The sequence below is a fragment of the Streptomyces mashuensis genome (assembly GCF_014654785.1).
In the GTDB taxonomy this organism is placed as follows: domain Bacteria; phylum Actinomycetota; class Actinomycetes; order Streptomycetales; family Streptomycetaceae; genus Streptomyces; species Streptomyces mashuensis.
In genome coordinates this window covers 80,870-94,646 of the sequence record NZ_BNBD01000002.1, presented here as the reverse complement: position 1 = coordinate 94,646, position 13,777 = coordinate 80,870, and the positions used below count along the sequence as shown (strand labels likewise).

Below are 13,777 nucleotides of genomic sequence, written 5' to 3'. Positions count from 1 at the left end.
GAGCGAGAAGCGGTGGTGGAGCACACAGACGGCGTGGAGGCGGCCGGTGACGCCGGCGGGGCCGACGACGGCGTCAGCGAGGTGCTCGACCGGCCGCTGCCGGAAGGGATCAGGCGCCGGGTGATCGGGCTGGTCGCCGAGGCGTTCGGCGGCCTGACCGTGTCGGAACTCCCCCCGCAGCTGCGCCAGTACGCGCGCTTCACGCCCACCCGCCGCGCCCGCTTCGCGGGCAACGCGATGGCCGCGGCCGTCGAGTCCGACCCCGCCTTCCGGCAGCGGATCTCCGCCCGGCTGCGCGAGTCCGGCTCCGAGCTGGCCGAGGCGCTGGCCGCCGGTTCCCCGCCGGCCGCCGCGGACCCCGAGGACGTGGCCGCCATGGCCTTCCTGCTGCGGCCCGCCGGCTGGGTCAAGCTCGTCACCGCCGCCGGCGAGGAGGCGCAGCGGGCCAGCGCCGAGCGGGCCGGCGAGGAGGCACGGCAGGAGCTGCGCCGGCTCGGCGAGGAGCTGGCCGCCGCCCGCGCCGAGGCCCGCACCGAGGCCGCCCGGGCCCGCGCCGAACTGGACGCCGCCCGCAAGGAGAACGAGACGCTCCAGCGCAAGCTGCGCAGCGCCCTCAGCGACGTGCGCCGCGGCGAGGCCGCGCTGCGCAAGGCGCAGGCCGAGCTGGAGGCGGTCCGTGCCGAGAGCGCGGCGGAGAAGGCGGCGGTGTCCGGCGAGACCCGGCGCGTCAAGGCCCGGCTGGCGGAGGCCGAGGCGGCCCTGGAGGCCAGCCGGCGCGCCGCCCGCGAGGGCCGCAGCGTGGAGGACATGCGGCTGCGCCTGCTCCTGGACACCGTCCTGGACGCCGCCCAGGGCCTGCGCCGCGAACTGGCGCTGCCGCCCGTGTCCATGCACCCCGCCGACACCGTCGAATCGGTTCGCCCGGGCACGATGACGCCGAAGGACATCGCGACGCGGGCCCTGTCGGAGACCGACCCCGCGCTGCTCGACCAGCTGCTGGCGCTGCCCCAGGCCCACCTGGTCGTCGACGGCTACAACGTCACCAAGACCGGTTATCCGACGATGCCGCTGGACAAGCAGCGGCTGCGGCTGCTGGGCGGCCTGTCGATGCTGGCGGCCCAGACGGGCGCCGAGGTGACGTGCGTCTTCGACGGCGCCGAACTGGCCGCGCCGGTGCTGCTCGCGCCGCCGCGCGGCGTCCGCGTGCTGTTCAGCAAGCCGGGCGTGACGGCCGACGAACTGATCCGGCAGCTGGTGCGCGCCGAGCCGCCCGGCCGCCCCGTCGTCGTGGTCTCCACCGACCGCGAGGTGGCCGACGGCGTCGCCAAGGCCGGGGCCCGCCCGGTCGCCTCCGCCCTGCTGCTCAAGCGTCTCTCCCGCACCTGACACCTCCCGGCGGAGGGGCGCGGCGCGCCCGCGCCTTACCCGTTCGGGGGAATCACCTTCGCCCGGACGGCCGTACGCCGCCGCCGGTGACCTGCGCCTTGGACGGCGGCGTGCCGTCCGTACGGCGTCCTGACCCGGCGAGGTCTTTGAACACGGAGTGAACACGCCACTACTGTCTGCCGCGCGATTCCCGTGCATCCCGTGCACCGACAGTGGAAGGAGAACGGCTCCTCGTGGCGTCCCATCGCCGTTCCGCGCAGTCCGGTCCCCACCGGAGCGTCCGGGTCACCGTGCTGTCCGCCGCCGTGGCCACCGCCGCGGCCGCCCTCTCGGCCGCGCCGGCCACCGCCCGGCCCGGCGACGTGGACGAGCCGCCGGCCACCGGGACGGTGAAGGCCCGGCTCGACCAGCTCTACGCGCAGGCCGAGCGGGCCACCGAGAAGTACAACGCGGCCGGCGAACGCGTCGGCGAGCTGCGGCAGGAGGTGGAGCGGGCCACGGGCCGCGTCGCGCGCGGCCAGGAACGCGTCAACCGGATGCGTACCGCCCTCGGCATGATCGCCGCCGCCCAGTACCGCAGCGGCGCCGTCGACCCCGCCCTCGAACTGCTGCTCTCCTCCGACCCCGACGGCTACCTCGACCGGGCCTCCACCCTCGAACACCTCACCGGCCGGCAGGCCGAACAGCTGCGCTCCCTGCTGGCCGCGCAGCGCGCCCTGCGGCAGCAACGGCTGGAGGCCGCCCGCACCCTCACCGAGCTGGAGAACAGCCGCAAGGCCGTCGAGAAGCACAAACGCGAGGTCGAGGGGCGCCTCACCGCCGCCCGGCGGCTGCTGGACGCCCTGCCGCAGCCCGAGCGCGAGGCGTACACGCGCTCCTCCCGCTCCGAGGACCGGCCCGTCGTCCCCGCGCAGCTCGCGCAGCTGCCCGTCGGCTCCGGCCGGGGCGCGGCAGCGGCGATGGCGGCCCGCTCCGCGGTCGGCCTCCCCTACGTCTGGGGCGCCACCGGCCCGAGCGCCTTCGACTGCTCGGGCCTGATGCAGTGGGCCTACGGCCGCGCGGGCGTCGGCCTCCCCCGCACGTCCCAGGCCCAGCGCAACGCCGGCCGCCACGTCCCCCTCTCCGAGGCCCGCCCCGGCGACCTCGTCATCTACCGCGACGACGCCAGCCACGTGGGCATGTACGTCGGCAACGGCCAGGTGGTGCACGCCCCGTACCCGGGCGCACGGGTGCGCTACGACCGGGCGGACATGATGCCGATCTCGTCGGTGACGCGCCCGTAGCCCGCACGGCGCTCAGCCGAATCCAGCCTCGCTGGGGGCACCTCCCAGCGGTAGCTGGGGGAGGTTGAGGACACCTGCGCGGTAGCGCAGGCAAGGGCCCGTACGATGCGGGGCGTGATGCGCGGGCGGCGAGGTGGGCGGTGGGCGGCGGGCCTCGCCGCATCGCTGATGCTGCTCACCGCCTGCGGCAGCACCGCCGCCCCGCGCGCCGACGACCAGGCCCTCCGCCGCCTCCTCGACCGCTGGTCCACCGCCGTGCGCGACCACGACGAACACGCCTACCTCGCCGCCGTCGACCCCGCCTACCGCCCCGACCGCCGCCGCGTCTTCGCCGGTCTCGCCGAGGTGCCCCTCGCCTCGTGGGAGTACCGCCTCGTCCGCACCGGCACACCCCAGCCGCAGCGCGGCGGCGGGCGCCGCGTCGAGGCCGATGCCGAGCTGCGCTACCGCCTGGCGGGGTACGACACCGCGCCGGTCGTCGTCCCCGTCGGGCTGACGCTCGTGCGGCGCGGCGGCGGCCACTGGTACGTCGCCGGGCAGCGGATCCGCGGCGCCGTACCGCTGTGGGAGCAGGGCCGTGTCACGACTGTCACCGGCCGGTACAGCCTCGTGCTGGGCGTCGGCCAGGACGAGGCGCGGCTGCGGGCCGTCGCCGGGCTCGCCGACCGCGCGGTGCCGGACGTGGACCGGGCCTGGCACGGCGGGGCGTGGGCGCGGCGCGTGGTCGTGGAGGTGCCGGCCTCGCTGGACCGCATGGCGGCACTGCTGGGCGCCCCCGCCGCCCGCTACCGCGGCATCGCGGCGGTGACCACGGGCGAGACCGGCGGCGGCCGGGGCGCGCCCGCCGACCGCGTGGTCGTCAATCCGGAGGCCTACGGCACGCTCGGCGACTTCGGCCGGGGTGTCGTGCTCACGCACGAGACGGCGCACGTGGCGACGCGCGAGCAGACCTCGGCGGCCACCCCGCTGTGGCTGTCGGAGGGCTTCGCCGACTGGGCGGCGTACCGCGGCAGTGGCCGCACCCCGGCGCAGGCGGCGCCCGAGCTGGCGCGGGAGGTCGTGGCGGGGCGGGAGCCGGAGGGGCTGCCGGACGACGCGGAGTTCTCGTTCTCCGGCGAGGCCGGCCGGCTGTCGCGCGCGTACGAGGAGGGCTGGCTGGCCTGCCGCATGATCGCCGACCGGTGGGGCGAGGACCGGCTGGTCGCGTTCTACCGCGCGGTGGGCGCGCACGCGGGGCGCGCCGGCGCGGTGGAGGGCGCGGTGCGCGAGGTGCTGGGCACGAGCCCGGAGGAGTTCACCGCGCGCTGGCGCACGTACGTCACGGACGCGCTGACGGCCTAGGTGCCGGTGACGAGCGTCGACTCGCGTTCCGCCGGCGGTTCCGGCTCCTGCTGCGGCGGCTTCGCGGCGGTGACCGTCTCGCGCCACAGCCGGACGCAGGAGATGACGGTGGCCGTCACGAGCAGGGCGTTGCGCAGTGTCAGCGTCGCCACGCCCAGCTTGTCGCTGGCGATGACGTGGGAGAACCACAAGGGGAACTCCAGCTGCGTGAGGGGTGCCGCGAGCAGCACCAGCAGCACCGGCAGGCCCTGCCGGGGCGTGCGGACGGTCACGCAGACCGCGGCCAGCCCGATCAGCCACACCATGTACTGGGGGCTGATCACCCGGCTGGTGGTGGTGAACAGGAGCACGGCGGCGAACGCCGCGTCGTGCGGGGTGGTCGGGGTGAAGCGGCGGGCGCGCAGCCGCCACACCAGCAGCCAGGCGAACGCCAGCACGCTCAGGCCCAGCGCGAGGGCGCTCACCGCGTGCACATGCCGGCCGAGGAACTCGACCGAGCCGTAGTTGAGGCGGGCCTTGCCGTGCCAGCCGAAGTGGCGGGCCAGGTGGAAGACGAGGGAGCCGAGAGACTCCACTTCCGTGCCGCGGTCGCGCTGGAAGGTGAGGAAGGCCAGCGCGCCCGGCATCGCGGCGGTGAACAGGGCGGTCAGCACGAGCCCGGTGACCAGCGCGGAGCCCCACACCTGGCGGGTGCGGGTGCCGCGGGGCGTGCCCATGAGGAGCAGCAGCGGCCACACCTTCAGGAGCGCCCCGAAGCCGACGAGGGCGCCCGCCAGGCGCGTGCGCCGGCCGGCGGCGAAGAGCGCCGCCACGGCCACGGCGGTCACCATCACGTCGTAGCGGGCGTAGACGATGGGGCCGAGCAGCGGCACCCCGATCACCCACACCCACACGCCCAGGGGGCTGCGGCGCCGGTCGCGGGCCGCGTACAGCAGCATGCCCATGACGGCGGTGTCGGCGAGGAGGCACAGGACGAAGAAGGCGGGGGCGTAGCCGAGGAAGGGCAGCAGGCCGGGGGCGAGCACGGCGAGCGCGGCGGCCGGCGGGTACTGCCAGGTGACGTCGTCGTACGGGAAGACGCCGGTGCGCAGGACGCCGTACCAGCCCTGGTAGATCACCTCGATGTCGACGGACACGTCCGAGCCGGGCATGTGCCACACCCGGAAGACGCACAGCATCAACACGGCCCGGGTGACGGCCCACACCACGATCGAGAGCCGTAGACCAGTGCCCGCCACCATCTTCCACCTCGTTCGTCGCGGTTTCCGTACCCGAGCCGTCACTGCAAGGAATGATGCCGCCCCGGGCCCTCCGCGCGCGCGATGACGTGGCGGGTGGCCGGTGTGCCGGTCACCGCCGGGGGCGCGGGGGCCTGCGGTGCGGCACGGGGTACTGTCGGCGGCGATGCACAAGACCCTCATCGTGACCAACGACTTCCCGCCCCGCCCAGGGGGCATCCAGGCATTCCTGCACAACATGGCGCTGCGGCTGGATCCGGCCGAGATCGTCGTCTACGCCTCGACGTGGAAGCGGGGCGCGGAGGGAGCCGCGGCCACGGCCCGGTTCGACGCGGAGCAGCCGTTCACGGTGGTGCGCGACCGCACCACGATGCTGCTGCCCACCCCGCGGGTGACGGCCCGTGCGACGGCGCTGCTGCGCGAGCACGGCTGCGAGTCCGTCTGGTTCGGTGCGGCCGCGCCGCTCGGCCTGATGGCGCCCGCGCTGCGGCGCGCCGGCGCCCGGCGGATCGTGGCGACGACGCACGGGCACGAGGCGGGCTGGGCGCAGCTGCCGGCGGCGCGGCAGCTGCTGCGGCGCATCGGCGAGGGCGTGGACACCATCACCTATCTGGGTGAGTACACGCGGTCGCGGATCGCGTCGGCGCTGACGCCGGCCGCGGCGGCGCGCATGGTGCAACTGCCGCCGGGCGTGGACGAGAAGACCTTCCACCCGGACTCGGGCGGCGTGGAGCTGCGGGCGAAGCTGGGCCTGGCGGACCGGCCGGTGGTGGTGTGCGTCTCGCGGCTGGTGCCGCGCAAGGGGCAGGACACGCTGATCGAGGCCATGCCGCGGGTGCTCGCGGCGGTGCCGGACGCGGTGCTGCTGGTCGTGGGCGGTGGCCCGTACGCCGCGGACCTGGCGAAGCTGGCCGACACCACGGGGGTGGCGCACGCGGTGCGCTTCACCGGCCCGGTGGGATGGGAGGAGCTGCCCGCGTACTACGGCGCGGGCGACGTCTTCGCGATGCCGTGCCGGACCCGGCGCGGCGGGCTGGACGTGGAGGGCCTCGGCATCGTCTACCTGGAGGCGTCGGCCACGGGCCTGCCGGTGGTGGCGGGCGACTCGGGCGGCGCCCCGGACGCGGTGCTCCAGGGGGAGACGGGGTACGTGGTGCGCGGCGGTTCCGCGGCGGAGACCGCGGACCGCGTGGTGGCGCTGCTGCGCGACCCGGAGCTGCGCGAGCGCATGGGTGCGCGGGGGCGCGAGTGGGTGGAGGAGCGGTGGCGGTGGGACCTGCTGGCCGACCGCCTGCGGGAGCTGCTGTAGCCCGCGCCGCCGTGCCGCGGCGCGGGGTCCGGGGGCCGCGGCCCCCGGGCGTCAGCCGTGGTAGATCGCCTCGATCTCGTCCGCGAAGTCCTTGGCGACCACGTTCCGCTTGAGCTTCAGCGACGGCGTGACGTGGCCGGAGGCCTCCGTGAACTGGCCCGGCAGGATGCGGAACTTCCGCACCGACTCGGCCTTGGACACGGCCGCGTTGCCGTCGTCGACGGCCTTCTGCACCTCGGCCAGCAGCTCCGGGTCGTCCGTCAGCTCGGCGGGCGTGAGCCCGGCCGGCTTGCCGTTCCGCTCCAGCCAGCGCGGCAGGAAGTCCTCGTCGAGGGTGACGAGCGCGCCGACGAAGGGGCGGCCGTCGCCGACCACCATGCACTCGGCGACCAGGGCGTGCGCCCGGATGCGGTCCTCGATGACGGCGGGGGCGACGTTCTTGCCGCCGGCCGTGACGATGATCTCCTTCTTGCGGCCGGTGATGCGCAGGTAGCCGTCCTCGTCGAGGGTGCCGAGGTCGCCGGTGTGGAACCAGCCGTCGGACAGCGCGTCGGCGGTGGCGGCGTCGTTGTTCCAGTAGCCGGAGAACAGGTGCTCGCCGTGCAGCAGCACCTCGCCGTCGTCGGCGATGCGCACCACCGAGCCGGGCAGCGGCTGCCCGACCGTGCCCATCTTCTGCCGCTCCACGGGGTTGAACGCGGTGGCCGCGCACGACTCGGTGAGGCCGTAGCCCTCCAGGACCGTGAGGCCGATGCCGCGGTAGAAGTGGCCGAGACGCTCGCCCAGCGGGGCGCCCCCGGAGATGGCGTGGGTGGCGCGGCCGCCGAGGACCGCCCGCAGCTTGCTGTAGACGAGCCTGTCGAAGACCTTGTGCTTGATGCGCAGGCCGAAGGACGGGCCGGCCGGGTCGTCGAGGGCGCGGCTGTAGGCGATGGCGGTCTCCGCCGCCTTGTCGAAGATCTTGCCCTTGCCGTCCGCCTGGGCCTTGGCCCGGGCGCCGTTGTAGACCTTCTCGAAGACGCGCGGCACGCCGAGGATCAGCGTGGGCCGGAAGCCCTGGAGGTCGTCGGTGAGGTTCTTGATGTCGCCGACCATGCCCAGCTTGATGGGCGCCAGCACCGCGGCGACCTCCACCAGCCGGCCGAAGACGTGCGCGGCGGGCAGGAACAGCAGGACGGACGAGTCGCCGGTGTTGAACAGCGGCTTGAGCCGCTCGACGGCGTTGCCGCACTCGGCGAAGAAGCTGCGGTGGGTGAGCACGCAGCCCTTGGGCCGGCCGGTGGTGCCGGAGGTGTAGACGATGGTGGCGGGGGAGTCGGCGGTGGCCAGCGAGCTGCGCGCGTCGACCTCCTCGTCGGTGACGTCCCGCCCGGCCTCGCGGAGCCGCTCGACGGCCGAGGTGGCGGCGTCGCCGCCGGTCTCCTCGATGCGCCAGACGTGCGCCAGCTCCGGCAGCCGGTCCCGTACGGACTCCACGGCCTCCTCGTGCGCGGCGGTCTCCACCAGGCACGCCACGGCACCGGAGTCGCCGAGGATCCACTGGATCTGCTCGGGCGAGCTCGTCTCGTACACCGGCACGGTGACCGCGCCCGCGCTCCAGATCGCGAAGTCCAGCAGCCCCCACTCGTAGCGGGTGCGCGACAGCAGGCCCACGCGGTCGCCCGGCCGGACGCCCGAGGCCATCAGGCCCTTGGCCGCGGCCCGCACCTCGGCGAGGAAGCCGGCCGCGGTCACATCCTCCCAGCCGCCCTGCGGGGTCTTGCGCCCGATGACGGCCACATCGGGGTGGACCGAGGCGTTCCGGCGGATGAGATCCGTCAGGTTGCCCTCGGCAGGGACCTCGTAAAGGGCCGGAAGGCTGAACTCGCGCAAGACTGCTGCTCCTCGTCGGGCGCCGGCGCCGCCGCGTCGTCGAGGGGCGCTGCGTCGGCTGCGGTCCATGTATCGGGCATGTGGATCGTCAGCGGGGTGGGACGAGCCCGGACGTTACCCACCAGTACAGATTTCGAACAGAGGGTCACGCCCAGATGTTCTGCGCGTCACATGCCACGGGACTGCTCCCCGAACCCTAGCCCCTCGCCCCGGTGACCCGGAAGTAACCGCAGGTCGGGGCCCTTCCGGAGGTCCCGCCGCAGCACCTAGGGTGATCCGTATGCGAGTGCATGTGGTCAGTGACGTACACGGGAACGCCGAGGGACTGGCACGGGCCGGGGACGGCGCCGACGCCCTGGTCTGCCTGGGTGACCTGGTGCTCTTCCTGGACTACGCCGACCACTCCCGCGGCATCTTCCCCGAGCTCTTCGGCGTCGAGGCCGCCGACCGCATCGTCGAGCTGCGCACCGCCCGCCGCTACGACGAGGCCCGCGAGCTCTCCCGCGCCCTGTGGGCCGGCGTCGACCGCGCCTCCGCCGTCGACCAGGCCGTCCGCAAGCAGTACGCCGAGCTCTTCGCCGCCTTCCCCACCCCCACCTACGCCACCTACGGCAACGTGGACGTGCCCCCGCTCTGGCCGGAATACGCCCACGACGGCGTCACCGTCCTCGACGGCGAGCGCGTCGAGATCGGCGGCCTCGTCTTCGGCTTCGTCGGCGGCGGCCTCCCCTCCCCGCTGCGCGGCCCCTACGAGGTCGACCACGAGACGTACGCCGCCAAGATCGCCGCCCTGGGCGAGGTCGACGTGCTCTGCTCCCACATCCCGCCCGACGTGCCCGAACTCTGCTACGACACCGTCGCCCGCCGCTTCGAGCGCGGCAGCGCCGCCCTGCTGGACGCCATCCACGCCGTCCGCCCCCGCTACGCCCTCTTCGGCCACGTCCACCAGCCGCTGGCCCGCCGCATGCGCATCGGCGCGACGGAATGCGTCAATGTCGGCCACTTCGCCTCCACATCCGCACCCTGGGTGCTGGAGTGGTGACGCGCGGCGCGAGGTAGCCTTCAGCGGCAGACAACCCAGGCCGACGGACCGGTACGGAGGAGCCCCGCAGATGGCGGAACACACCAGCTCGAGCATCACGATCGAGGCCACGCCGGCCGAGGTGATGTCGGTGATCGCCGACTTCGACCGCTACCCGGAGTGGACCGGCGAGGTCAAGCAGGCCGAGGTCCTCCAGCGCGACGAGCAGGGCCGCGCCTCCGAGGTGCGCCTCGTCCTCGACGCCGGCGCGATCAAGGACGACCACACCCTCGCCTACAGCTGGCCGGAGGAGGGCGTCGTCGCCTGGTCCCTGGTCAAGTCCCAGATGCTGCGGCAGCTCGACGGCTCCTACAGCCTCCGGCCCCTCGCCGGCGGCGCGCAGACCGAGGTCACCTACCAGCTCACCGTCGACGTCAAGATCCCCATGCTCGGGATGATCAAGCGCAAGGCGGAGAAGGTCATCATCGACCGCGCCCTCGACGGCCTCAAGAAGCGCGTCGAGGGCACCGCCTCCTGAGCCTCCCCACCCCCCAGAACCACCAGCCGGAGGCTCCCCCCTTGCGTACGGTCCTCGTCACCGGTCCCGGCGGCGCGGGCCGCACCACCGTCGCGGCGGCCACGGCGCTGGCCGCCGCCCGCGCCGGCCACCGCGTGCTGCTCCTCACCACCGACCGCGGCCCCGTGCCCGACGCCGTGCTCGGCACCCCCCTCACCGCCGCCGGCGGCGACGCCCGCACCCCGTGGGCGCCGCCCGTCGAGGCCGCCCCCGGCCTGTGGGCCGCGCGCGTCGCCACCGGCGAGCACTTCCGCGCCGTCGCCGCCGACCTCCAGAGCCGCGGCACCTCCCTCTTCGACCTCCTCGGTGCCGCCCCCCTCGACCCCGAGGAGCTCACCGAACTCCCCGGCGCCGAACACCTCGCCCTCCTCGCCGCGCTCCGCGCCGCGCACACCGACGCCCCGGCCGGCCTGCTCGTCGTCGACATGCCGCCCGCCCACGACACCGTGCGCCTCCTCGGCCTGCCCGAACAGCTCCGCCGCTACCTGCGCCGCCTGCTGCCCCCCGAACGACAGGCCGCCCGCGCCCTGCGCCCCATGCTCGCCCAACTCGCCGGCGTCCCCCTGCCCGCCCAGCGGCTCTACGAGACCGCCGAGCGCTGGCAGGCGGAGCTCACCGCCGTCGAGGAGATCCTGAACGCCGACGGCACCACCGTCCGCCTGGTCGCCGAACCCGGCCCCCTGGCGGCGGACACCCTGCGCACCGTCCGCGCCGGCCTCGCCCTGCACCGCTGCCGCATCGACGCCCTCGTCGCCAACCGGCTGCTGCCCGGCACCTCGCCCGACGCCTTCCTCGCCGCCCTCGTCGACGCCCAGCGCACCGCGCACAAGGACCTGTGCGAGGAGTACCTCGCCGACGGCATCACCGTCCGCGAACTGCCCCACCTCGGCCGTGCCCCCCGCGGCCCCCAGGACCTCGCGGCCCTGGCCGCCGGCGCCACCCTGCCCGCCGAGGCCGCGCCCGCCCCCGACTGGCCCGTCGAGGACCACCGCAGCACCGACGGCATCCTCGTGTGGCGGATACCCCTGCCCGGCGCCGGCCGGGAGACCCTGGGCCTGGTCCGCCGCGGCGACGAACTCGTCGTCTCCACCGGCCCCTTCCGCCGCGTCCTGCCCCTGCCGTCCGCGCTGCGCCGCTGCACCGTCTCCGGCGCCGGGCTGCGCGAGGGCGAGCTGCGGATCCGCTTCACGCCCGACCCGGACCTGTGGCCCCGCAACTCGTGAGCAGCTTGTGAGCGGCCTCTGAGCACCTCCCGGGCACGCCCTCGGCCCTCAACGGACGGAAGGCGTTCCGGTAACGTCGGAGAGAAGCCCAGGGAGACGAAAAACGGTCCGCAGGAGTCCGACATGAGCGAAGCCACCGAGCGCCCCGGCCCCGGCCCGGCGCCCGATCCCGACGCCTGGGCCCGCGCCTGCGCCGAGGACCTGGCCGCCGAGAACGCCCGGCGCCACCAGCGGGACGAACAGCCCGGCACCGCCGCCGAGGAGCTGCGCAAGCTCGTCGACGCCGTGGCCGAGAAGGTCTCCGCCCTCCAGCTGCCGCTGGCCGGCGCGGCCGCGCAGGACGCCGTACGCCAGGTCGTCGACCGGGCCCGCGCGGCGGCCCAGCCCGTCATCGAGCGCAACCCCGAGGTCTTCGGCCACCTCGCCTCCGCCGGCTCCGAGCTGCTGGCCGCCTACCGGGCCGCCGTGCACCGGCAGGAGGCCCGCTGGACCCGCGACGAGCCCGCCCGCGGCGCCCACGGCGAGGACGGGCCGGCGAGACCGGCGGACCCCGGCGCCGACAGCACCGGCAACGGCACCGGTAACGGCACCGGTAACGGCACCGGTAACGGCACCAGTAATGGCAAGGACCGGCCGGCCGGCGGCAGCGAGCACATCGACCTCGACTGACGCCCCGGGCCCTTGACCGGCCCGGCGTGGGCGCCCTCCCGTCTCCGGTACGGTTGGTCCCGGCGGGGTTCGAGCGGAAATCTGAGGGACACATGGGACTCACCATCGGCGTCGACATCGGCGGCACGAAGATCGCGGCCGGCGTGGTCGACGAAGAGGGCTCGATCCTCGCGACGTGCAAGGTGCCGACCCCGGGCACCCCGGAGGGCGTCGTCGACGCCATCGCGGACGCCGTGCGGACCGTCAGCGAGGGCTTCGAGGTCGACGCCGTGGGCATCGGTGCCGCCGGCTACGTCGACGACAAGCGCGCCACGGTGCTGTTCGCGCCCAACATCAACTGGCGCCACGAGGCGCTCAAGGACAAGGTCGAGCAGCGCGTCGGCCTCCCGGTGGTCGTGGAGAACGACGCCAACGCCGCGGCCTGGGGCGAGTACCGCTTCGGCGCCGGCCAGGGCCACGACGACGTCGTCTGCATCACCCTGGGCACCGGCCTGGGCGGCGGCATCATCATCGGCGGCAAGCTGCACCGCGGCCGCTTCGGCGTGGCCGCCGAGTTCGGCCACATCCGCGTCGTCCCCGACGGCCTGCTGTGCGGCTGCGGCAGCCAGGGCTGCTGGGAGCAGTACGCCTCCGGCCGCGCCCTCGTCCGGTACGCCCGGCAGCGCGCGCAGGCCACCCCGGAGAACGCCGCGGTCCTGCTGGGCCTGGGTGACGGCACCCCCGAGGGCATCGAGGGCAAGCACATCAGCGACGCCGCCCGCCAGGGCGACCCGGTGGCCATCGACTCCTTCCGCGAGCTGGCCCGCTGGGCCGGCGCCGGCCTGGCCGACCTGGCCTCCCTCTTCGACCCCTCGGCGTTCATCGTCGGCGGCGGCGTCTCCGACGAGGGCGACCTGGTCCTGGACCCGATCCGCAAGTCGTTCCGGCGCTGGCTGGTCGGCGGCCGCTGGCGGCCGCACGCCCAGGTCCTCGCCGCCCAGCTCGGCGGCCGGGCCGGCCTCGTGGGCGCGGCCGACCTGGCCCGGCAGGGCTGACACCGGCACCGGGGACCGCTGAGGAGCACCGAGGAGCAGGGAGGGACGTCGTGGTGAAGGAGCTGCCGGACCTCCCGGCCTCGCGCACCGGGCCGGACGGCTCGGCGGTGGTACGGGTCCTGAGTTACAACGTCCGCTCGCTGCGGGACGACGTCGCGGCGCTGGGCCGGGTGATCCGGGCCTGTGCGCCCGACGTCGTGTGCGTCCAGGAGGCGCCCCGGTTCTTCCGCTGGCGCAAGAAGCTGGCCCGGCTGGCCCACGAGGTGGACCTCGTGCACGTCACCGGCGGCGCCACCACCTCCGGGCCGGCCGTCCTCACCTCGCTCCGCGCCCACGTGGAGCACGCCGAGGACGTCCTGCTGCCGCGCCGCCCCGGCCTGCACCAGCGCGGCCTGGCAACGGCCGTGCTGCGGTTCGGCGGCGCCCGGCTGGGCGTCGTCAGCTGTCATCTCAGCATCAACGACGAGGAGCGGTACGGCCAGGGCCGGCTGGTGCTGGACCACCTGGCGGCGCTGGGCGTGCCGCACGGCGTGGTGGCCGGCGACCTCAACGACCGGCCCGAGGGCCGTACGTTCGGCCTGCTCGCCGCGGAGCTCCAGGACGGCTGGGCCGTCCGGCCCTGGGGGCGGGAGAACACCACGCGGCTGGGCGACCCCGAGAAGCGCATCGACGCGGTGTTCGCCACCCGGGGCGTCGAGGTGCTGGGGTGCGGGGTGCCGATGGGGCTGCGCGGGGTGGCCGAGGCCGACCTGCGCGCCGCCACCGACCATCTGCCGGTCCTGGCGGCCCTGCGCATCGGCGCCTGACGGGCCTCACGGGTCCTA

The 13,777-nt window shown here is 75.1% G+C and carries 12 protein-coding genes; 10 read left to right on the top strand and 2 right to left on the bottom strand.

All coding sequences use genetic code 11. The features are described 5' to 3' along the window. The first annotated feature begins 33 nt into the window (after positions 1-33). The 3 genes from IE305_RS05575 to IE305_RS05565 all read left to right on the top strand — a co-directional run bounded on the left by IE305_RS05575 (position 34) and on the right by IE305_RS05565 (position 4,010). Positions 34-1,386, top strand: a complete 1,353-nt coding sequence (locus IE305_RS05575; RefSeq protein ID WP_229890720.1) for an NYN domain-containing protein — start codon at positions 34-36, stop codon at positions 1,384-1,386. 233 nt (positions 1,387-1,619) lie between these two features. Beyond that, positions 1,620-2,669 (top strand): C40 family peptidase, encoded by a 1,050-nt coding sequence (locus tag IE305_RS05570; protein WP_229890612.1) that lies wholly within the window; start codon positions 1,620-1,622, stop codon positions 2,667-2,669. A gap of 117 nt (positions 2,670-2,786) precedes the next feature. Continuing rightward, positions 2,787-4,010, top strand: a complete 1,224-nt coding sequence (locus IE305_RS05565; protein WP_190128942.1) for a hypothetical protein — start codon at positions 2,787-2,789, stop codon at positions 4,008-4,010. Here the strand turns inward: IE305_RS05565 and IE305_RS05560 are convergent. Further along, on the bottom strand, positions 4,007-5,251 hold the full coding sequence (locus tag IE305_RS05560) for a glycosyltransferase 87 family protein (RefSeq protein ID WP_190128308.1): 1,245 nt from the start codon (positions 5,249-5,251) through the stop codon (positions 4,007-4,009). The genes IE305_RS05565 and IE305_RS05560 overlap by 4 nt on opposite strands. Before the next feature lie 163 nt (positions 5,252-5,414). On the opposite strand from IE305_RS05560, the gene IE305_RS05555 reads away from it, so the two are divergent. Next, complete coding sequence (locus IE305_RS05555) at positions 5,415-6,557, top strand: glycosyltransferase family 4 protein (protein ID WP_190128307.1); 1,143 nt, start codon at positions 5,415-5,417, stop codon at positions 6,555-6,557. 51 nt (positions 6,558-6,608) lie between these two features. On the opposite strand, the gene IE305_RS05550 is transcribed toward IE305_RS05555, so the two are convergent. Further along, positions 6,609-8,429, bottom strand: coding sequence for an AMP-dependent synthetase/ligase (locus tag IE305_RS05550; protein ID WP_190128306.1), 1,821 nt, complete (start codon positions 8,427-8,429; stop codon positions 6,609-6,611). A gap of 280 nt (positions 8,430-8,709) precedes the next feature. Between IE305_RS05550 and IE305_RS05545 the strand changes: the two genes are divergently transcribed. The 6 genes from IE305_RS05545 (at position 8,710) to IE305_RS05520 (ending at position 13,759) form a co-directional block, all read left to right on the top strand. Then, positions 8,710-9,471, top strand: coding sequence for a metallophosphoesterase family protein (locus tag IE305_RS05545; protein WP_190128305.1), 762 nt, complete (start codon positions 8,710-8,712; stop codon positions 9,469-9,471). Between the two features lie 70 nt (positions 9,472-9,541). Beyond that, a complete protein-coding gene (locus tag IE305_RS05540; RefSeq protein WP_190128304.1) occupies positions 9,542-9,988 on the top strand; it encodes an SRPBCC family protein in 447 nt (148 codons plus the stop codon). A gap of 41 nt (positions 9,989-10,029) precedes the next feature. Continuing rightward, the gene (locus IE305_RS05535) at positions 10,030-11,250 is read left to right on the top strand and encodes an ArsA family ATPase (protein ID WP_190128303.1); all 1,221 of its coding nucleotides are present in this window, start codon (positions 10,030-10,032) and stop codon (positions 11,248-11,250) included. 123 nt (positions 11,251-11,373) lie between these two features. Continuing rightward, positions 11,374-11,919 (top strand): DUF5304 family protein, encoded by a 546-nt coding sequence (locus IE305_RS05530; RefSeq protein WP_190128302.1) that lies wholly within the window; start codon positions 11,374-11,376, stop codon positions 11,917-11,919. A gap of 92 nt (positions 11,920-12,011) precedes the next feature. After that, positions 12,012-12,953 (top strand): ROK family glucokinase, encoded by a 942-nt coding sequence (locus IE305_RS05525; RefSeq protein WP_190128301.1) that lies wholly within the window; start codon positions 12,012-12,014, stop codon positions 12,951-12,953. A gap of 50 nt (positions 12,954-13,003) precedes the next feature. After that, positions 13,004-13,759: an endonuclease/exonuclease/phosphatase family protein gene (locus IE305_RS05520; RefSeq protein ID WP_229890610.1), complete on the top strand. Its 756-nt coding sequence runs from the start codon at positions 13,004-13,006 to the stop codon at positions 13,757-13,759. The last annotated feature ends 18 nt before the right edge of the window (positions 13,760-13,777 follow it).